The sequence below is a fragment of the Streptomyces flavalbus genome (assembly GCF_042674625.1).
Classification (GTDB): domain Bacteria; phylum Actinomycetota; class Actinomycetes; order Streptomycetales; family Streptomycetaceae; genus Streptomyces; species Streptomyces flavalbus.
Map to the genome: position 1 here is coordinate 1,895,101 of NZ_JBHTEB010000001.1, position 19,434 is coordinate 1,914,534.

The window sequence follows — 19,434 nt, forward strand, 5'->3', positions numbered from 1 at the left end:
TCATGGGCCCTACTTGACCGAGCCCGCCATCACCCCCTGGACGAAGTGCCGCTGGAAGGCGAAGAACACCGCCACCGGCACGATCAGCGACAGGAATGCGCCGGGCGCCAGCACGTCGATGTTGCTGCCGAACTGGCGGATCTGCGACTGGAGTTCCACGGTCAGCGGCTGCGAGGAGCTGTCCGCGAAGAGCAGCGCCACCAGCATGTCGTTCCACACCCACAGGAACTGGAAGATGGCGAGGCTGGCGATGGCCGGGAGGCCCACCGGCAGCACCAGCCGGGTGAAGATCCGCCACTCGCCGCCGCCGTCCATGCGGGCGGCCTCCAGCATCTCCTTGGGCATCTCGGCGAAGTAGTTCCGCAGCAGGAACACCCCGAACGGCAGCCCGTAGGCGACGTGGAAGAGCACCACGCCGGGGATCGTGCCGAACAGGCCGAGCTGGCCGAAGAGCTTGGCCACCGGCAGCAGGCCGATCTGCACGGGCACCACCAGCAGCGCCACCACGACGAGGAACACCGGCTCGCGGCCGGGGAAGTCCAGCCAGGCGAACGCGTACCCGGCGAGCGCCGCGAGCCCGACGACGAGCACGGTCGTCGGCACCGAGATCAGGACGGTGTTCCAGAACGCCTGGACCATGCCGGAGTTGTCCAGCAGGGCCGAGTAGTTGTCGAAGGAAAGCTGCCCGGGGCTGGTGAACACCGTCCACCAGCCGCCCTTGGCGGTGTCCTCGGAGGAGCGCAGGGAGGACAGCAGCAGCCCGGCGAGCGGGGTCATCCAGACCAGGCCGATGACGACCAGGAACGCCTGGACCAGGGAGCTGCCCAGGTAGCGCCGGACCGCGTTCATCGCTGACTCCTTCGGAACCGCCGGACGTTGAACACCATCGCCGGGACCACAAGCAGCAGCAGGAGCACGCCGAGCGCGCTGCCGAGGCCCTGGTCGTTGCCACCGCCGAAGGACACCAGCCACATCTGCGTGGCGAGCACGGTCGCGTCCTCCTGCACGGGTCCGGGGGCGATGATGTAGACGAGGTCGAAGACCTTCATCACGTTGATCACCAGGGTGACGAAGACGACCGTGAGGACGGGCGCGAGCAGCGGCACGGTGATCTTCCGGAAGATCTGCCACTCGTTGGCGCCGTCGATCCGCGCCGCCTCCAGGGCGTCCCGGGGCAGCGCCGACAGGCCCGCGCCGATCAGCACCATCGCGAAGCCGGTCCAGATCCACAGGTACGCCCCGATGATCGCCGGGGTGACCAGCGCCGGGCCGAGCCAGGAGACGCCGTCGTAGGGCGGGGCGAAGTTGGCCGCGGGCAGCCGCAGTTGGTAGCCGCCCTGGTCGAGGCCGGTGAAGCGGAAGGTGCCGTCGCCGTCGGTGGTGGTGCTGGCGACCGTACGGCCGTCGCGCACCGCCTCGACGGTCAGCTCGGGCAGCCCGCTCTCCTTGGCGTCGACCTTGCCCTGTTCCCCGCCGCCTCCGGGCGTGAAGTCCAGGTACACGACGCCGCTCAGCTCACCGGGGACGGCCTTGAGGCCGTCGGCGCCCCGCGCGGGCCGCGCGCCGCCGGGCAGGTCGTCCGGCGCCACCCCGACCAGGCCGAGGGTGACCGCGTCGCCCGGGGAGGCGGTGGCGTCGGTCCGGTAGGAGCCGTCGCGGTCCTCGGTCAGGCCCTGGTCGGGGCGGGGCCGGGCGGCCGGGTAGGACGAGGTGCCCTGGAAGGCGTCGTGCACCGTGACGACGGCGGCGTTGAGGACGCCCTTGTCGGGGTCCTCGTCGTAGGCGAGGCGGAAGATGATGCCCGCGGCGAGGAAGGAGACCGCCATGGGCATGAACAGCAGCAGCTTGAACGCGGTCGCCCAGCGGATCTTCTCCACCAGCACGGCCAGGACCAGGCCGAGGCCGGTGAGCAGGGTGGGGGCGACGACGACCCAGATCGCGGTGTTGCGGACGGCCTTGAGGGTGGCCGGGTCGCGGAACATCTCGGTGTAGTTGTCGCCGCCGACGAAGCGGTCACCGGAGGCGTCGAAGAAGCTGCGTCCGACGGAGAACAGCGCCGGGTAGAGCACCAGGGCGCCGAGCAGCAGCAGGGCGGGGAAGACGAACAGCAGGGCGATGACCCGGCCCCGCCGCCGGGCGCGCCGGGCGCCCGGCGGCGGGGGGAGCGACGGCGGGGGGCTCGCCGGGCTCGTCTCCTTGGTGAGGGTGGCGGTCATGGCCGTATCAGCCCTTGTACGCCTTGGCCGCGGCCTTCTCCAGCTCGGCCGCGGTCGCCTCGGGGTTCGAGGGGTCGCGCAGGAAGTCCTGGAGGATCTTCCACTCGCCGACGCCCTTGGTGCCGCCGAACGCCGCGGGCGCCTGGTCGGACATGTCGAAGCGGACCGAGTCCCCGGCGTCGACGAGGGACTTGGCGGTGGCGCGGGTGACGTCGTCGCCGTAGGAGGCGAGGTCGAGCGCCTTGTTCGGGGAGAGGAAGCCGCCCGCCTCGGCCCACACGGCGGCGGCCTCCGGGGTGGCGAGGTACTCCAGGAGCGCCATCCCGGCCTTGGCGTTCTTGCCGTCCTTCAGGACGACGGCGGCGTCACCGCCGCTGACGACCGGCGCGGTGCCGCCGTCGACGGGCGGGAACGGGAAGAAGTTGGCGTCCTTGCCGATCTCCTTGCCGAACTGGTCCTTGGCGACGCCCGCGACGAAGTCGCCCTCGTAGACCATCCCGGCCTCGGGCTCGGGGCCGAAGACCTTCTCGACGGAGCCGGGGAAGTCGGTGTTCAGGGCCTGCTTCTGGCCGCCCGCGATGAGCTGCTCGTCCTTGAAGAGCTCGCCGAGGGTGCCGAGGGCCTTCACCACCGACGCGTCGGTCCACTTCAGCTCGTGCGCGGCGAGGGCGTCGTACTTCTCGGGGCCCGCCTGCGAGAGGTAGATGTTCTCGAACCAGTCGGTGAGGGTCCAGCCGTCCTGACCGGCGACGGAGAACGCGGCGAGCCCGGAGTCGGAGACGGTGTGCCCGGCCTCCAGCATCTCGTCGTACGTCTTCGGCGTCTCGACCCCGGCCTGGGTGAGGGCGTCGGGGCTGTACCAGACCGTCGACTTGTGGGCGGCCTTGAAGTAGAGGCCGTAGAAGGTGCCGTCGACGCTGCCGTAGTCCTTCCAGACCGGCGCGAAGTTGGTGTCGGCGGCCTGCTCGGTCTTCTGGGAGAGCGGGGTGAGCCAGCCCTCCTTGGCGAACTGCTGCAACACGCCGACCTGCGGGACCATCACGACGTCGGGCGCGTTGCCGCCCTCTATCTTGCTGCCGACGACGGTGGAGACGTTGTCGCCGGTGGAGACGAACTGGGTCTTCGCGCCGGTCTGCTCGCTGAACGCGTCCAGGACCTTCTGGAAGTTCTTCTGCTCGGTGCCGGACCAGACACCGGCGACGGTGACGGTCTGGCCGCTGAGCGACTGGTCGCCGCCGCCCGCGGTGACCGGGTCGTCGTCGCCGCAGGCGGTGGCGGTGAGCGCCAGGACGAGGGCGGTGCAGCCGGTGAGCAGGGTGGTACGTCGTCGCATCATCGTTGATGTCCCTTCGAGAACGGATGGGTGAGGGGAGGTTCAGAGGCCGCCGATCCACCAGGCGGCGGTGGAGCCGGGCAGTTCCCCGGCCGGGCAGGGGCCGCTGGCGAGCAGCGGGGTGCCGGGGAGCGGCGCGGGGGCGGGCGCGGTGGTGAAGTTGACGGCGCAGACGAGGCCGTCGCCGCGGGTGAAGGCGAGGACGCCGGGAGGGGTGTCCAGCCAGGTCAGCGAGCCCTCCCCCAACTGGGGCAGCGTGGCGCGCAGGTGGAGGCCGTCGCGGTAGAGGTGCCAGAAGGAGCGGGTGTCGGCGAGGGCGCGGTCGGTGGCGTACTCGGCGAAGTACGACGGCTGCGGCAGCCACGGCTTGGCGCCCTCCGCACCGGAGGTGAACCCGAACGGCGACGCCTGTCCGGACCAGGGCAGCGGCACCCGGCAGCCGTCGCGGATGCGGGCGCGGCTGCCGGTGCGGCGGAAGATCGGGTCGGTGAGCACGTCGTCGGGCAGGTCGACGACCTCGGGCAGGCCCAGTTCCTCGCCCTGGTAGATGTACGCGGCGCCGGGCAGCGCCAGCATCAGCAGCGCGGCGGCGCGGGCGCGGGCGGCGCCGAGGCCGCTGCCCTGCGGGGTGGGTTCGCCGTAGCGGGTGACGGTGCGGACCTGGTCGTGGTTGTTGAGGACCCAGGTGACCGTGGAGCCGGTCCCGGCGATGTCCTGCATGGCCTCGGAGATCACCTTGCGGAAGGCGTCGGCGTCCCAGGGCGCGCTGAGCAGGTCGAAGAAGAACGCCTGGTGGAGTTCGTCGGGGCGGACGTAGCGCGCGTGTTCGCGGGCGGTGGGCACCGACACCTCGCCGACGAGGAGGCGTTCGCGGCCGTCGCGGGCGGTGTACTCCTCGCAGACCGCGCGCCAGTGCCGCCACACGTCGTGCACCTCGGGCTGGTTCCAGGCGAGCGGGTTGACCGAGTCGCGGGTGCGGGCGTCGGCCTCGGGGTCGGGTGAGTCGGGGAGGTCGGGGTGCTTGAAGAGCCCGGCGGCGACGTCGATGCGGAAGCCGTCGACGCCGCGGTCGAGCCAGAAGCGCAGGGTGGCGTCGAAGTCGGCGGCGACCTCGGGGTTGCGCCAGTTCCAGTCGGGCTGCTCGGGCGTGAACATGTGCAGGTACCACTGGCCGTCGTCGACGCGGGTCCAGGCCGGGCCGCCGAACATGGCGTGCCAGTTGTTGGGCGGCTCGGCGCCGTCCGGGCCCCGGCCGTCGGCGAAGTGGAAGCGGGCGCGGGCCGGGCTGCCGGGGGCGGCGGCGAGCGCGCGCTGGAAGTCCGGGTGGGCGCTGGAGCAGTGGTTGGGGACGATGTCGAGCAGCACCCGGACGCCGAGCCGCCGGGCGGCGGTCATCAGCAGGTCGAACTCGGTGAGGTCACCGAAGACCGGGTCGACGTCGCGGTAGTCGGCCACGTCGTAGCCGTGGTCGGCCTGCGGTGAGGGGTAGAAGGGGCTCAGCCATATCCCGTCCACGCCGAGCTTCCTGAGGTACGGCAGTCCGGCCCGGACCCCGGCGAGATCGCCGATGCCGTCGCCGGTGCTGTCCAGGAAGCTGCGGACGTACACCTGGTAGATCACCGCGTCGCGCCACCAGGGACACTTACTTGACATGTATGCATGTTAAGTAGCCATGTCGCGGAGGTGTCAATGAACAGCACGGAAGCTACTGGGCAGTTGACCGCGCATATCCGGATTTATCCGTATGCAACGAGCCGAGATGAGACGTTGGCGTTACCTAACAAGTAACTAGGAACGGGTGAGCGCGTCGAGTTCCCGCGCCAGCCGCCGCACCGCCGCCTCGGGCGTGTCCCGCCCGGCCAGCGCGTCGTGCACGACCGCCTGCACCACCAGGCTGACCTGGTCGTAGCGCGGGCTCTTGGGGCGCGGCGCGGCGGTCCGCACGCTCTCCCGCAGCGTCGGCAGGTACGGGAACCGCCGCACCAGCTCCGGGTCCTCGTACAGGTCGGCGCGGACCGGCGGCAGCGCGCCCCGGGTGAGCACCTGGCGCTGCACGCGCTCGCTGGTGAGGTACGCGATCAGCCGGGCCGCCGAGTCCGGGTGCCGGGCGTGGCTGCTGACGGCCAGGTTGGACCCGCCGAGCACGCTGGTGCCGGGACCGTCCGGTCCGGGCAGCGGTACGGCGCCGATCTTCCCGGCGACGGGTGAGCCCTCGGCGGCGGCGACGGCGTACGCGTAGGGCCAGTTGCGCAGGAAGAGCAGGCGGCCGTTCTGGAAGGCCAGCTTGGACTCCTCCTCCTTGTACGTGAGCGCCTCGCGCGGTATCCAGCCCTCGCGCACCCCGCGCGCCAGGAACCCGATGCCCTCGCGGGCCGCCGCGGAGTCCACGGTGACGCGCTCGCCCTCGCCGCCGAGGATGGTGCCGCCCGCCGAGTAGACCGCCTCGGCCGCGTTGACGGTGAGGCCCTCGTAGGGCAGGAACTGGCCCGCGTAGCCGTCGAGTCCGTGCTTCGGGGCGACCGTCTCCGCCATCCGCTCCAGCTCGGCCCAGGTGCGCGGCGGCGCGAGGCCCTCGCGGTCCAGGACGTCCTTGCGGTAGAGCAGCAGCCCGGCGTTGGTGACGTACGGGACGGCGTACAGGCGTTGGTCGTAGGTCGCGGTGTCGACGACGCGGGGCAGGAAGGTGTCCAGCGGGAAGCGGTCGCGCGGCAGCGGGCGGATCCAGCCGGCGGCGGCGAACTCCGAGGTCCAGTTGACGTCGATGTTGAGCACGTCGAACCGGCCGCGTTCGTCGCCGCGCAGGTCGGTGGCCATCTGGGCGCGGGTCTCGTCGGCGGAGTCCGGCAGCTCGACGAGGGTGACGCGCTCGCCTGGGTGGGTGCGGTTCCAGCCCTGGAGCAGCGGGCCGAGGTAGCCGGTGAGGTCACCGGCGGTGGCCAGTGTCAGCGGCCCCCGCCCGCCCCCGCCGCCCTCGTCGGCCCGCGCGCCGGAGGCGGCGTAACCGGTCAGGATCACGACGAGGACGAGGAGGCCCCTACCCGCGGCACGGATCCACCGCATAGGTTCCTCCCTGTACCCACCACCACCGGGCGCCGTCGCCCGGGATCTGGGGCATGTATAGCGGTTAGGTATGGGCGATACTAGGGCCTGGGCCACATCAGACGACCCTTACGAGCCCCGCTGGACCACTTCACGAGGACAGGAGGACCGCACGAGTGCGCCTGCCCCTCCTGGCACTCCTCGCGCGCGGACCGGCCCACGGCTACGAGCTGAAGCAGGACCTTGAGCAACTCCTCGGCTCCGCGTACCCTCAGCCGAACGTCGGCCAGATCTACGTCACCCTCGGCCGCCTGGAGAAGTCCGGACTGATCGAGGGCGAGGACGTCGAGCAGTCCGGCCGACCCAACAAGAAGGTCTACCACCTCACCGACGCCGGGCGCGAGGCGCTGCGCGGCTGGTACGAGGAGACGGCGGACGAACCTCGGGTACGGGACGAGTTCTTCATGAAGCTGGCCCTCGCTCCGCAGACCGGTCTCGCCGACCGGATCGCGCTGATCAACAAGCAGCGGCGCCAGTACCTCAACACCATGCGGGACCTGTCGCGGCTGGCCGCCGCCGAGGACCGGGACAACCGCGTCGCCCACCTGCTGATCGAGGGCGCCATGCTGCACCTCCAGGCCGACCTGGACTGGCTGGAGCGGTGCCAGGAAGAGCTGGAGGAGCTGGAATGAGCGACGGTCCCGCTCCCGTACTGCTGCGCGCCGAGGGCCTGGTGCGCACGTACCATGGCGAGGGCGCCCCCGCGCACGCGGTGCGCGGTGTCGACCTGTGCGTGCGGCGCGGCGAGTTCGTCGCCGTGACCGGCCCGTCCGGGGCGGGCAAGTCGACGCTGCTGCACCTGCTCGGCGGGCTCCAGCGGCCCGACAGCGGCAGCATCTGGCTGGACGACGAGCGCACCGACGGCTGGCGCGAGGCCCGCTGGGCGGTGGAGCGCAGGAAACGGATCGGCATCGTCTTCCAGTTCTTCAACCTGGTGTCCAACCTGTCCGTCGCGGACAACGTCGAGCTGCCCGCGCTGCTCGCCGGTCTGCCGCCGAAGCGGGCCCGTGCCGAGCGTGAGCGGCTGCTGGCCGAGCTGGGGCTCGCGGGCAAGGAGCGCGCGATGCCCGGCGAGCTGTCCGGCGGCGAGCAGCAGCGCGTCGCCCTCGCCCGCGCCCTCGTCAACCACCCGCCGCTGCTGCTCGCCGACGAGCCCGCGGGCAGCCTCGACAGCAAGGGCACCCGCGAGGTGATGCGGCTGCTGTCCCGCTTCCACCAGCGCGGCCAGACGATCCTGCTGGTCACCCATGACGCCCGGCTCGCCAGCGCCGCCGACCGCGTGATCAGCTTCTACGACGGCCGGATAGCCGACGACGCGGAGCTGACCGACGACCCGCCGCCCCGCCGACCGGGCATCTCGGGCGTCCTGGAACTGAAGGACTGACCCGCGTGCGAGCCACCCTGCGCTGGGCCCACTCCGATCTGCGGACGCACCGGGGAGAGGCGCTGTTCCTGGTGCTGGCGACCGCGGGCATCGTCGTGTCGCTGCTGCTGGCGTCCGCGCTCTTCGGCTACGCCACCAACCCCTGGCAGCGGGTGTTCGCGCAGGCCAACGGCGCGCACGTGTGGATTCACACCGGTGTCGCCGCCGACGCGGGCAGGCTGGCCGAGCTGGAGGGCACCGAGGCCGTGGCGGGCCCGTACCCGGTGCGGTCCGCGACCGTCACCGCCCGCGGCACCCGCGCCTACGTGGAGCTGCGCGGCACCCCCGGCGAACCCGACGTCGGCCGCCCCGTGCTGGCCTCCGGCCGCTGGCTTGACCCGGCCGTGCCCGACGGGGTGGTGCTGGAGACCGGCCTCGCCCGGACCCTGCTCGCCGAACCCGGCGACGAGCTGACCGTCTCCGGCACCGGCCGCACCCTCACCGTCGTCGGCGTCGCGGACAGCGCCGAGCCGCGCTACCGGCCAGGCGAGCACCCGGGCCTGGTCTGGGCGCCGCCGTCCGCCGTCCGCGCCCCCGACGGCCAGGTGACCGGGCTGCGCCTGACCGACCCGGACGACACCGACTACGCCGTCCAGCGGGCCGTCACCGCCCTCGGTGCCGGGGCCATCGGCGAGGTCTCCACCTGGCGGCAGGCCCGCGCCGAGGCGCAGGGCGGCAACCGGCTCCTCGGCCAGGTCCTCGGGCTGTTCGGGCTCGGCGCGCTGGTCGCCGCGGGCCTCGCCGTGCACGGCGCGATCGGCACCCGCATCCGCGGCCACCTGCGGGACATCTCCGTACTGAAGGCGATCGGCTTCACGCCCGGCCAGGTCGTGCGGGTCTTCCTGCTCCAGCACCTCGCCTACGCGCTCCTCGGCGCGGTGGCCGCCGCCGCCCTCACCCAGGCCCTCGGCGGCCGGATGCCGGGACGGCTCGGGGACGCGGTGGCCGTCTGGCAGGGGCTGCCTGGCCACACCGTGACCCTGGCGGCGGTGCCGGTGGCCGCCGTGCTGTTCATCGGCGCCACGACCGGCCTCGCCGCCTGGCGGGCGGGGCGGGTGCCGCCGGTGCCGGTGCCCCGGCCCGCCGCGCCGCCGGGCGGGGGCATGTCGGCGCTGGCCCGGCGGGCCCTCGGGGTGCGGGTGCCGCCCGCGCTGGTCCTCGGCTGGCACAAGGCGTTCACCCGCCGCGCCCGTTCCCTGGCCGCCGTGGGGCGGCTCGCGCTGCCGCTGCTGCTGATCGTGGTCGCGATGAGCGCCTGGACCACCCTCGACCGCTTCCACAGCAGGCCCGAGCGGATCGGCCTGCCCGCCGCGCTCACCGTCCGCCCGGACGGCGCCCTCACCGACGCCGAGACCCGCGCCCTGCTCCAGCGCGACCCCGACGTCACCGCCGCCCACCCGGGCGTCGAGGTCGCCGCGCTGGTCCCCGGGCAGACCGGCACCATCGCCCTGCGCGGCCTCGGCACCCGCGAGGACCCCTACCCGTACACCGTCACCGAGGGCCGCCCCGCGCACGGCCCCGACGAGGCGGTGGCCGGACAGGGGCTGCTCGACCTGCTCGACGTACGGGTCGGGGACTGGGTGCGGATGACCGTCGGGGACCAGCCGCAGATCCTGCACATCGTGGGCCGCAGCATCGAACCGGAGAACGCGGGCAGGGTCATCTCGACCTCCCTGGACACCCTGCGCGCCAACGACCCGGACCTGGAGCCCACGCTCTACCAGGTCCGCCTCGCCCCCGGCGCCGACCGGCACACGGTCGCGGACCGGCTGGCGGCGGCCGGGCGCGGCCACCTCGACGTGCACGCCGTGGCGAACCCCGCGGACGGGCTGTCGCCGCTGCGGGGCGTCGTCGTCGGCCTGATCGTCGTACTCGCCCTCATCGGGCTGATCGAGCTGCTCACCGCGATCGGCGGCACCGTCCGCGAGGGCGAGCGCGACCTGCTCGCCCTGAAGGCCATCGGCCTGTCCCCACGGCAGATCACCGCCGTCACGGTCACCGCGACGGCCTGTACGGCGCTGGCGGCGGCGCTGCTCGGCACGGCGCTCGGGGTGCCGCTGGCGCGCTGGCTGATCGACGCGCAGGGTCGCTCCAGCGGCATCGGCGCGGGGATCGCGCAGCTCCCCTCCCCCGCGTTCCTGCTGCTGTTCGGGACGGCCGCCGTGCTGGGCGCGGCGGCGCTGGCGGCCCTGCCCGCGGCACGCGCCGCGCGCCGCAGGCTGGCCGACACCCTGAACTCGGTGGCCTGACCCGGGCTACCGGCGGGCGCGCAGCTCCCGGTACCTGGCGACCAGGGCCCGCGTGGAGGGGTCCAGGCCCGGCACGTCGGCGCCCTCGGTGAGCGCGGGCTCGACGCGCTTGGCGAGGACCTTGCCCAGTTCCACGCCCCACTGGTCGAAGGAGTCGATGTTCCACACCGCGCCCTGCACGAACACCTTGTGCTCGTACAGCGCGACGAGCTGGCCGAGGACCGACGGCGTCAGCTCCCGGGCCAGGATCGTGGTCGTCGGGTGGTCGCCCTTGAACGTCTTGTGCGCGACCAGCTCCTCCGGTACGCCCTCGGCGCGCACCTCGTCGGGGGTCTTGCCGAAGGCGAGCGCCTGGGTCTGGGCGAAGAAGTTGGCCATCAGCAGGTCGTGCTGCGCCTTCAGCTCCTCGCTCAGCTCGGCGACGGGCTCGGCGAAGCCGATGAAGTCCGCCGGGATCAGCTTGGTGCCCTGGTGGATGAGCTGGTAGTAGGCGTGCTGCCCGTTGGTGCCGGGCGTGCCCCACACCACCGGGCCCGTCTGCCAGTCGACCTCGGTGCCGTCCCGGCCGACGTACTTGCCGTTGGACTCCATGTCGAGCTGCTGGAGGTAGGCGGTGAACTTGGAGAGGTAGTGGCTGTACGGCAGCACGGCGTGCGACTGGGCGCCCAGGAAGTTGCCGTACCAGACGCCCAGCAGGCCGAGCAGCAGGGGCACGTTCTCCTCGGCGGGGGCCGTGCGGAAGTGCTCGTCGACGAGGTGGAACCCGTCGAGCATCTCCCGGAACGCGTCCGGGCCGATGGCGATCATCAGCGCGAGCCCGATGGCGGAGTCGTAGGAGTAGCGACCGCCTACCCAGTCCCAGAACTCGAACATGTTGGCCGTGTCGATGCCGAAGTCCGCGACCTTCTCGGCGTTCGTCGACAGGGCGACGAAGTGCTTCGCGACCGCCTTCTCGTCACCCCCGAGGCCGCTGAGCAGCCAACTGCGGGCCGAGGTGGCGTTGGTGACCGTCTCGATGGTGGTGAAGGTCTTGGAGGCGATGACGAACAGCGTCTCCGCCGGGTCCAGGTCGCGGACCGCCTCGTGCAGGTCGGCGCCGTCCACGTTGGAGACGAAACGTACCGTCAACGCGCGGTCGGTGAAGGCGCGCAGCACCTCGTACGCCATCGCGGGGCCGAGGTCGGAGCCGCCGATGCCGATGTTGACGACGTTGCGGATGCGCTGGCCGGTGTGCCCGGTCCACGCGCCGGAGCGGACCCGCTCGGCGAAGTCGGCCATCTTGTCGAGGACGGCGTGCACCTTGGAAACGACGTTCTCGCCGTCGACCTCGATCACCGCGTCCCGGGGGGCGCGCAGCGCGGTGTGCAGGACGGCGCGGTCCTCGGTGGTGTTGATCTTCTCGCCGCGGAACATGGCGTCCCGCAGCCCGAACACGTCGGTGGCGGCGGCCAGTTCGCGCAGCAGCCGCAGGGTCTCGTCGGTGACGAGGTGCTTGGAGTAGTCGACGTACAGGTCACCGACCTGGAGCGTGTACCCGCTGCCGCGCCCGGGATCGGCGGCGAACAGCTCGCGCAACCGCACCTCGCCGAGTTCGTCGCGGTGCCTGGCCAGAGCGGTCCACTCTGGCGTCTGGTTGAGCCGGGTACGGCCGTCTGCGTTCATCTGGGACTTCAGCCTTCTTTCCTGCCTGCGCACAACTGCGTTGCTTGCCCCGCTACCGCCCCAACCTAATGGAGCGCACGGCGGCACGTCGCGCCAAGGCAGCCACAGCCGGGCACTCCTGTGCCCGGCCGGTGTGAAGTCCTAGATCTCTCCGCGCAGTTTGGCGAGCGCCTCGGCGAGGATCGCCTCGCCGTCCGCGTCGCTGCGGCGTTCGCGGACGTACGCCAGGTGGGTCTTGTAGGGCTCGGTGCGCGGCGGGTCCGGGGGGTTGTCCCGGTCCTGTCCGGCGGGGAACCCGCAGCGCGGACAGTCCCAGGTGTCGGGGACCTGTGCGTCGCTGGCGAAGCTCGGCTGGGTTTCGTGCCCGTTGGAGCACCAGAAGGAGACGCGCAGACGCGGCGCGGACTCGCCGCGCTCGGCCTCGCCCATCGGCCCCGCCCCGACCCGGCTTCCACGGATCGCGTTGCCACTTGCCACGGTCGTAACTCCCTGCGTGATGGTGCCGCGAAGCGAGTCGGCGTTTCGCTTCGCTGCGAGCGCCTCAGTCTACGTAAGGCCCAACGCGCGTCCAGTGATTGGAGTTACAAGGCCCCACACCTAGACGCAAGCCCCATGATAGGCCGCGCTCAGGAGCACGTACCGAACATGGGGCATTACGTGTGGAATGTGTGCGTCGGTCAGTTGTTGATCTTCATCAGCAGGCCCAGCACCACGATGCAGGCGAACCAGAGGAGACCGACGACCACGGTGATGCGGTCGAGGTTGCGCTCGGCGACCGAGGAGCCGCCGACGGACGACTGCATACCGCCACCGAACATGTCGGAGAGGCCGCCGCCCTTGCCCTTGTGCATCAGCACCAGCAGCATCATCAGCAGGCTGAAGACGATCAGGGCGATCGAGAACCCCATAACCACGGCTGGACCAACTTCCTCGGATTCGGATGGACGACAGGGGCGTGGCCGTCGGGCCACGCCCCCGCAAGGGTACGACGGATCCCCGCTACCGCATACTCACTGGTCGCGGGTGCGCGCTCACTGGTCGCGGAAGCGGACGATCTTGACGAACTCGTCCGCGTCCAGCGACGCCCCGCCGACCAGGGCGCCGTCGATGTCGGCCTGCGCCATGATCTCCGCGACGTTCCCCGACTTCACGGAGCCGCCGTACTGGATGCGGACCCTGTCGGCCAGCTCCTGGGAGTACAGCTCCGCGACCTTGCCGCGGACCGCGGCGCAGACCTCCTGCGCGTCCTCCGCACCGCAGACCTTGCCGGTGCCGATGGCCCACACGGGCTCGTAGGCGATCACGATGGTCTCGGCCTGCTCGGCCGGGACGTCCTTCAGACCGCCCTCGACCTGGGCCAGGGTGTGCGGGACGGCGTTGCCCGCCTCGCGCACCTCCAGCTCCTCCCCGACGCACATGATCGGGGTCAGCCCGTGCTTGAAGGCGGCCTTGACCTTGGCGTTGACGATCTCGTCCGTCTCGGCGTGGTACTGGCGGCGCTCCGAGTGGCCGATGGCCACGTAGGTGCACTTCAGCTTGGCCAGCATCGGTCCGGAGATCTCACCGGTGTAGGCGCCGGAGTCCTGGGCCGAGATGTCCTGGGCACCGTACTTGATCTTCAGCTTGTCGCCGTCGACCAGGGTCTGCACGGAGCGCAGGTCGGTGAAGGGCGGCAGGACGGCGACCTCGACGGCCTCGTAGTCCTTGTCGGCCAGGGCGAAGGCGAGCTTCTGGACGTGGGCGATGGCCTCCAGGTGGTTGAGGTTCATCTTCCAGTTGCCCGCCATCAGCGGCGTGCGCGTGCTCATGCTTGGTCAGTCCTCCAGTGCGGCGAGGCCGGGGAGCGTCTTGCCCTCAAGGTATTCGAGGGAGGCGCCGCCACCGGTCGAGATGTGGCCGAATGCCTGCTCGTCGAAGCCCAGGATGCGCACGGCCGCGGCGGAGTCGCCGCCGCCGACCACGGTGAAGCCCGGGGAGTCGATGAGGGCCTGGGCGACCGCCTTGGTGCCCTCGGCGTAGTCGGGGTGCTCGAAGACGCCCATGGGACCGTTCCAGAAGACGGTGGCGGCGTCGGCGAGCTTCGAGGCGTACAGCTTGCGGGACTCGGGGCCGATGTCCAGGCCCTGCTGGTCGGCCGGGATGGCGTCCGCGGCGACGGCGGTGGGGTGGGCGGGCGCCTTGGTCTTCAGGTCCGGGAACCCGTCCGCGACCAGCACGTCCACCGGCAGCACCAGCTCGACGCAGCTCTCCTCGGCGCGCCGCAGGTACTCGGCGACGACGGGCACCTGGTCCTCCTGGAGGAGGGAGGTGCCGATCTCGTACCCCTTGGCCTTGAGGAAGGTGTACGCCATGCCGCCGCCGATGAGGAGGCGGTCGGCCTTGCCGAGGAGCTGGTCGATGACGGCGAGCTTGTCGGAGACCTTGGCGCCGCCGAGGGCGACGACGTAGGGCCGCTTGACGTCCTCGGTGAGCCGCTTCAGGACGCCGACCTCGGTGGCGATGAGGTACCCGGCGTAGTGCGGCAGCCGGGCCGGGAGGTCCACGGTGGAGGCGTGCGCGCGGTGCACGGCGCCGAAGCCGTCGCCGACGTAGGCGTCCGCGAGGGCGGCGAGCTGGTCCGCGAAGGCGCCGCGCTCGGCGGGGTCCTTGGCGGTCTCACCGGCGTTGAAGCGCAGGTTCTCGATGACCGCGACGTCGCCGTCGCCGAGGCCCGCGACGGTGCTGGTGGCGGACTCCCCGACGGTGTCGGTGGCGAACGCCACGGCGGTGCCGAGGAGTTCACCGAGCCGGGAGGCGGCGGGGGCGAGCGAGTAGGCCGGGTCCGGGGCGCCCTTGGGGCGGCCCAGGTGGGAGGCGACGACGACCCGGGCGCCCGCGTCGGCCAGCGCCTTCACGGTGGGCAGCACGGCACGGATGCGGCCGTCATCGGTGATCGTGGTGCCGTCCAGCGGCACGTTCAGGTCGGCGCGGACGAAGACCCGCTTGCCCGCGACGCCTTCGGCGAGGAGAGCGTCGATCGTCTTCATGGGGAACTCCTGGACTCCTGAGCAGGGCTGGTGATCGGAGGGGGCTGGTGGGGGCGGACGTGCGGCAGGGCTCGGGCAGTACGGTCACGCACTGCCCGAGCCCTGCTCTCACATCGGGGTCCCCGCTCTGGGGATCAGAGCTGGTTGCCGACGAAGACCGTCAGGTCGACGAGGCGGTTGGAGTAGCCCCACTCGTTGTCGTACCAGCCGATGACCTTCACGTTCTTGCCGTCCTGGACCATCGTCAGGGAGGAGTCGAAGGTGCAGGACGCCGGGGCGTTGACGATGTCGGAGGAGACGATCGGGTCCTCGGTGTACTCCAGGATGCCCTTCAGCTCACCCTCGGCGGCCTTCTGGAAGGCGGCGTTGACCTCTTCCTTGGTGACCTCGCGGGACAGCTCCAGGACCAGGTCGGTGACCGAGCCGGTGGGGACCGGGACGCGCATGGCCATGCCGTCCAGCTTGCCCTTGAGCTGCGGGAGCACCAGGGCGGTGGCCTTGGCGGCACCGGTGGTGGTGGGGATGATGTTCTCCGCGGCGGCCCGCGCGCGGCGCAGGTCCTTGTGCGGGAAGTCCAGGATGCGCTGGTCGTTGGTGTACGCGTGCACCGTCGTCATCAGGCCCTTGACGATGCCGAAGTTCTCGTCCAGGACCTTCGCCATCGGCGCCACGCAGTTGGTGGTGCAGGAGGCGTTGGAGATGACGTGGTGGTTCGCCGGGTCGTACTGCTCGTGGTTGACACCCATGACCACGGTGATGTCCTCGTCCTTCGCCGGGGCGGAGATGAGGACCTTCTTGGCGCCACCGGCGATGTGCTTCTCGGCGTCCGCCTTCTTGGTGAAGATGCCCGTCGACTCGATGACGATGTCGACGCCCAGCTCACCCCACGGGATGTCGGCCGGGTTGCGCTCGGAGAGCACCTTGATGGTCTTGCCACCGACGGTGATCGTGTCGGCGGTGTGGGAGACCTCCTCCTTGAGGCGGCCCATGATGGTGTCGTACTTGAGCAGGTGCGCGGTGGTCGCCGTGTCACCCAGGTCGTTGACAGCCACGATCTCGATGTCCGCACCCTGCTCCAGCAGCGCGCGGAAGTAGCTGCGACCGATGCGGCCAAAGCCGTTGATGCCTACGCGGATCGTCACGAACCGATCTCCTCGTTGGTACGCCGACTCCGTTGTCGTCGGCGAGCTGTATGGGATGTCCCCGACCGCCTACGACCCTACCTCCCCGCGGCCTTCTCGGTGACATCGAAGGGCCCGTACACGACAGGGCGGCCCGTACCCGCCAGTAGGGGCACGGACCGCCCACCGGGTAACCCGGGTCGCCCGGGTCACGCCGGTCGAGGTCAGGCGCCGAGGGCCGCCAGCGCCTTGCCGAGCAGCGCCGCGCGGTCCGCGGGCGCGGTCAGGTGCTCCAGGCCGAAGCCCAGCAGCACGGTGTCGTCCGTCGCGACGGCGCCGAACGTCTGGAACAGTGCGCCGGTGCGCTCCCAGTCCCGGACCACCGCGGGGCTGCCCGCGGGCGGCCCGGCGACGGTCCAGGGTCCGAAGGACGTCTCGAAGCCCTCGGTGCCGGTCGACGCGCCGCCGACGACGACGGCGGTGTTGTCGACGAGGATGCCCCGGCCGCCGGAGCCCGGGTCGGTGACGTAGCTGATGGACAGCTCCACCGTCTTGCCCGCGTACGCGGACAGGTCGAAGGAGAGCGCCTGCCAGCCCGCCGAGGAACCGGTGAGGCTGTTGAAGGAACCGGACGTGCCGGTGGCCGTGCAGCCGCCGTCACCCAGCGTCAGGTACCGGGTGAGCGCGGGGTGCGCCTGGATGAAGTACCCGGCCTCGCACTCCTCGGGCACGGTGGTGCTGGTCGCGCCCCCGGCCTCGGGGAGCGTGGTCCAGTCGTCGCCCCCGGCGGTACGGGCCTCGATCAGGACGTGGTCGTAGCCCTCCTCGGTGTCCCAGAACATCCGGGTGCTCAGCGCCGGGGCGTCCGCGGCGCTGACCGAGGTCAGGTCGACGGTGCGGGTGAGCCGGTTCCAGGCGTAGTCGGAGTGGCGTACGGCGGCCATGCGGTCGCCCTCGTACGGCCCGTACGGGTTGACGGTGCCCGGGTAGCCGCCCGCGCCCGCGCTGGCGAACTGCGGGTACGTCGACACCGGCAGGGTGTCGGAGGTGACGCTGAACGAGCCCGCCGTGTCCAGCGGGTTGCCCGGCGCGGCGCCGAGCGGCCCGGCCGCCCCCGCGAGTGCCCCGGCGCCCTCGAAGGAGGTCACGGACGGCAGCGTCGTGCGGGTGTAGGCGCCCAGGTAGTACTGGCTGAAGTCGTTGGACGGGGTGCCGTCGCCGAGGTTGACGCTGCCACCGGCGCGCTCGCCCGCCTCGACCAGCTTGCCGCCCTCGTTGAGGTAGGCGCGCAGTTCGAGCTGGGTGGCGATGCCGGGGACGGCCGCGCCGGTGTAGTGGACGACGGCGTCGAAGTGGGCGAGGACGCCGAGCGCGTCGGGGGCGCCCTGGGTGGCGACGTCCCAGACGGCGGCCCGGTGCCCGTTGGCCTTCAGCGCGTCGACGTAGGTCTGCGTCTGGGTCGCGGTCGCGCCCTCCTCGGCGACGACGAGGACGTCGGCGCGGGGCCGCTCGGCGACGGTGTAGGTGAAGTGCCCGCTGGCGGTGGCCTTGCCCGTGCGGGTCTCGCCGGTGAACCAGACCTCGACCTTGTCGCCCTGACCGCCGTCGCGGACCGTGGCCCGGTACTCGTCGAAGTGGAGGTTGTCCGCGCCGCCGAAGGTCTCACCGCCCTGCCAGGGCCGCAGCGCCACGGTGTGCGTACGGCCGCCGTTGACGCGGTACCTCATCGCCTTGTCCCGCACCGACTTGCGCACCACGACGGAGACCTCCTGGTCCGCGCCGCGGGAGTACGAGGTGGTGAACGGCGCCAGCGTGAAGTCGGGGGCGTCGATGCCGACCGGGGACTTCGGCTGGTCGGGGGTCGCGGCGGTCTCGGCGACGGCGAGCGCGAAGGGGATGTTCTTCTCGAACTCCTCCTGGATCAGCTTCTCGTCGTCGGGGAAGTTGAACACCGACTGGCAGTCGGCCGCGTTCCAGGCGTCGTCGGGGTACAGGTCCGAGGCCGTCTGGCAGGTCGACATCTCGGGGGTGAACATCGCCATGCCGTTGAGGTTGGCCGCGTGGCCGTCCGCCTCGCCGTTGGTGGTGTACAGCTCCGAGGAGAGCTGCGGGAGGTAGCCGGGGACCGCGGAGTTCCCGGGGGTTCCGGCCAGCGCCTTGTAGAGCACGTCGTCGGGGGTCGGCGTGGCGACCTGCCAGCCGACGCCGTAGAGCAGGAGTTCGGCGGCGGAGTGGTAGTTGATGCCGTACTCGAAGCCGATACGGCGCTCGAAGGCGTCCAGCGCCTTGGTCTCGGGCTCGGAGCCCGGGCCGGGGCCGCGGTAGGTCTGGCTGGTGGGGTTGGGGGAGGAACCCTCGTCGTCGTAGCCCCACTTGTAGGCGAAGTTGCGGTTGAGGTCGACGCCGTCGCCGGTGCTGATGGCGCCGTCGCCGTTGATGTCGCGCAGGTTCTTGCGCCAGAGGCGGTTGTCCTCGTCGGCGAAGGTGTAGTCGTAGCCGTCGGGGTTGGCGGAGAGCACGAACCACAGCTCGGTGGTGTCGACGATCTTCTTGACGCGCCGGTCGGTCTTGTACGTGTCCAGGTAGTGGTGGAGCAGCCGCCGGGTCATCTCCGGGGTGATCCACTCACGCGCGTGCTGGTTGGACACGTACAGCACCGACGGCTTGGCGCCGTCCCTGGTCTTCTTGGCGTTCTTGGTGAGCTTGAGCGCGAGGATGTCCTGGCCGCCCACCGTCTTCCCGATCGAGACCACCTTGGTCAGCGACGGGTTCGCCTGCGCGGTGGCGAGGATCTCCTCCTTCAGCCCGCCAGCGCCGCTGTAGGGGCGGAACACGCCCTCGGCGGCGGCCTCCACGCGCTGTTCGGCGCGGGTGGAGAGGGTGTGCTCGGTGAGGTCGACGCCCTTGTCCTCCAGCTTCTTGGCCTGCTGGTCGGTGAGGTAGACCTCGACGGTGGCGGTGCCCTTCGCGGGTACCTGTTCGCTGAGTTCGTGGCCGTCCTGACCGGCCGCCAGCAGCAGGGGTACCTGCTTCTTGGTGACCTCGGCCCGGAAGACCTTGACCTCGTCGGCGTCCCCGGTGGCCGGGGCCCCGGGCAGTGCCTGGGCGACGGGTGCGATGCCCGCTCCGGTGAACAGGAGCGCGCCGACAGCGAGGATCGATCTCGCTCTGTGTCTCATGAACCCCCCTAGCTGTGATTCGCCACCTGGCGAATGTGGATGCCAGGCTCATGTCACTTCTTGATCGAGTCAAGGGTGCGACGAGGGGTTCACGAGCGTGTTTCTTCTAGTCCGCCAGCGCCGGTG

The 19,434-nt window shown here is 71.4% G+C and carries 15 protein-coding genes; 3 read left to right on the top strand and 12 right to left on the bottom strand.

Features of this window, described 5'->3' with window-relative positions:
* Window positions 1-9 precede the first annotated feature (9 nt).
* From ACFQZ6_RS08360 to ACFQZ6_RS08380, 5 genes are all read right to left on the bottom strand, one after another.
* Window positions 10-849: a carbohydrate ABC transporter permease gene (locus ACFQZ6_RS08360; protein WP_381606205.1), complete on the bottom strand. Its 840-nt coding sequence runs from the start codon at window positions 847-849 to the stop codon at window positions 10-12.
* Window positions 846-2,216, bottom strand: a complete 1,371-nt coding sequence (locus tag ACFQZ6_RS08365) for an ABC transporter permease (RefSeq protein ID WP_381606207.1) — start codon at window positions 2,214-2,216, stop codon at window positions 846-848. Before ACFQZ6_RS08365 ends, ACFQZ6_RS08360 begins: the two co-directional genes overlap by 4 nt.
* A gap of 7 nt (window positions 2,217-2,223) precedes the next feature.
* A complete protein-coding gene (locus tag ACFQZ6_RS08370) occupies window positions 2,224-3,552 on the bottom strand; it encodes an ABC transporter substrate-binding protein (protein ID WP_381606209.1) in 1,329 nt (442 codons plus the stop codon).
* Window positions 3,553-3,591: 39 nt separating this feature from the next.
* Window positions 3,592-5,202 (bottom strand): glycoside hydrolase family 13 protein, encoded by a 1,611-nt coding sequence (locus ACFQZ6_RS08375; protein ID WP_381606211.1) that lies wholly within the window; start codon window positions 5,200-5,202, stop codon window positions 3,592-3,594.
* Between the two features lie 135 nt (window positions 5,203-5,337).
* The gene (locus ACFQZ6_RS08380; protein ID WP_381606213.1) at window positions 5,338-6,609 is read right to left on the bottom strand and encodes an ABC transporter substrate-binding protein; all 1,272 of its coding nucleotides are present in this window, start codon (window positions 6,607-6,609) and stop codon (window positions 5,338-5,340) included.
* A 155-nt stretch (window positions 6,610-6,764) separates the two neighbouring features.
* On the opposite strand from ACFQZ6_RS08380, the gene ACFQZ6_RS08385 reads away from it, so the two are divergent.
* The 3 genes from ACFQZ6_RS08385 to ACFQZ6_RS08395 are packed head-to-tail and all read left to right on the top strand — an operon-like array spanning window position 6,765 to window position 10,320.
* Window positions 6,765-7,280, top strand: a complete 516-nt coding sequence (locus tag ACFQZ6_RS08385; protein WP_381606215.1) for a PadR family transcriptional regulator — start codon at window positions 6,765-6,767, stop codon at window positions 7,278-7,280.
* Entirely contained in the window at window positions 7,277-8,032 is a 756-nt protein-coding gene (locus ACFQZ6_RS08390; RefSeq protein ID WP_381606217.1) for an ABC transporter ATP-binding protein, read from the top strand. Before ACFQZ6_RS08385 ends, ACFQZ6_RS08390 begins: the two co-directional genes overlap by 4 nt.
* A gap of 5 nt (window positions 8,033-8,037) precedes the next feature.
* Complete coding sequence (locus tag ACFQZ6_RS08395; RefSeq protein WP_381606219.1) at window positions 8,038-10,320, top strand: FtsX-like permease family protein; 2,283 nt, start codon at window positions 8,038-8,040, stop codon at window positions 10,318-10,320.
* Between the two features lie 6 nt (window positions 10,321-10,326).
* On the opposite strand, the gene pgi is transcribed toward ACFQZ6_RS08395, so the two are convergent.
* The 7 genes from pgi to ACFQZ6_RS08430 form a co-directional block, all read right to left on the bottom strand.
* The gene (gene pgi, locus ACFQZ6_RS08400) at window positions 10,327-11,982 is read right to left on the bottom strand and encodes a glucose-6-phosphate isomerase (RefSeq protein WP_381606221.1); all 1,656 of its coding nucleotides are present in this window, start codon (window positions 11,980-11,982) and stop codon (window positions 10,327-10,329) included.
* Between the two features lie 141 nt (window positions 11,983-12,123).
* The gene (locus ACFQZ6_RS08405) at window positions 12,124-12,459 is read right to left on the bottom strand and encodes an RNA polymerase-binding protein RbpA (RefSeq protein ID WP_078066843.1); all 336 of its coding nucleotides are present in this window, start codon (window positions 12,457-12,459) and stop codon (window positions 12,124-12,126) included.
* A gap of 200 nt (window positions 12,460-12,659) precedes the next feature.
* On the bottom strand, window positions 12,660-12,890 hold the full coding sequence (secG, locus tag ACFQZ6_RS08410; protein WP_381606224.1) for a preprotein translocase subunit SecG: 231 nt from the start codon (window positions 12,888-12,890) through the stop codon (window positions 12,660-12,662).
* Between the two features lie 123 nt (window positions 12,891-13,013).
* Entirely contained in the window at window positions 13,014-13,790 is a 777-nt protein-coding gene (tpiA, locus tag ACFQZ6_RS08415) for a triose-phosphate isomerase (protein ID WP_381606226.1), read from the bottom strand.
* Window positions 13,791-13,796: 6 nt separating this feature from the next.
* Entirely contained in the window at window positions 13,797-15,008 is a 1,212-nt protein-coding gene (locus tag ACFQZ6_RS08420; RefSeq protein ID WP_381606228.1) for a phosphoglycerate kinase, read from the bottom strand.
* A 134-nt stretch (window positions 15,009-15,142) separates the two neighbouring features.
* Window positions 15,143-16,150: a type I glyceraldehyde-3-phosphate dehydrogenase gene (gene gap / locus ACFQZ6_RS08425; RefSeq protein WP_381606230.1), complete on the bottom strand. Its 1,008-nt coding sequence runs from the start codon at window positions 16,148-16,150 to the stop codon at window positions 15,143-15,145.
* 203 nt (window positions 16,151-16,353) lie between these two features.
* Window positions 16,354-19,308 carry a M14 family metallopeptidase gene (locus tag ACFQZ6_RS08430; RefSeq protein ID WP_381606232.1) on the bottom strand — a complete coding sequence of 985 codons (2,955 nt, stop codon included), beginning with the start codon at window positions 19,306-19,308 and terminating at the stop codon, window positions 16,354-16,356.
* Between the last annotated feature and the right edge of the window lie 126 nt (window positions 19,309-19,434).

Coding starts and splice junctions, on each gene's coding strand:
- ACFQZ6_RS08365 (WP_381606207.1), bottom strand. CDS start 2,216: ATGACCGCCACCCTCACCAAGGAGACGAGCCCGGCGAGCCCCCCGCCG.
- ACFQZ6_RS08430 (WP_381606232.1), bottom strand. CDS start 19,308: ATGAGACACAGAGCGAGATCGATCCTCGCTGTCGGCGCGCTCCTGTTC.
- secG (WP_381606224.1), bottom strand. CDS start 12,890: ATGGGGTTCTCGATCGCCCTGATCGTCTTCAGCCTGCTGATGATGCTG.
- ACFQZ6_RS08420 (WP_381606228.1), bottom strand. CDS start 15,008: ATGAAGACGATCGACGCTCTCCTCGCCGAAGGCGTCGCGGGCAAGCGG.
- pgi (WP_381606221.1), bottom strand. CDS start 11,982: ATGAACGCAGACGGCCGTACCCGGCTCAACCAGACGCCAGAGTGGACC.
- ACFQZ6_RS08380 (WP_381606213.1), bottom strand. CDS start 6,609: ATGCGGTGGATCCGTGCCGCGGGTAGGGGCCTCCTCGTCCTCGTCGTG.
- ACFQZ6_RS08370 (WP_381606209.1), bottom strand. CDS start 3,552: ATGATGCGACGACGTACCACCCTGCTCACCGGCTGCACCGCCCTCGTC.
- ACFQZ6_RS08360 (WP_381606205.1), bottom strand. CDS start 849: ATGAACGCGGTCCGGCGCTACCTGGGCAGCTCCCTGGTCCAGGCGTTC.
- ACFQZ6_RS08375 (WP_381606211.1), bottom strand. CDS start 5,202: ATGTCAAGTAAGTGTCCCTGGTGGCGCGACGCGGTGATCTACCAGGTG.
- tpiA (WP_381606226.1), bottom strand. CDS start 13,790: ATGAGCACGCGCACGCCGCTGATGGCGGGCAACTGGAAGATGAACCTC.
- ACFQZ6_RS08390 (WP_381606217.1), top strand. CDS start 7,277: ATGAGCGACGGTCCCGCTCCCGTACTGCTGCGCGCCGAGGGCCTGGTG.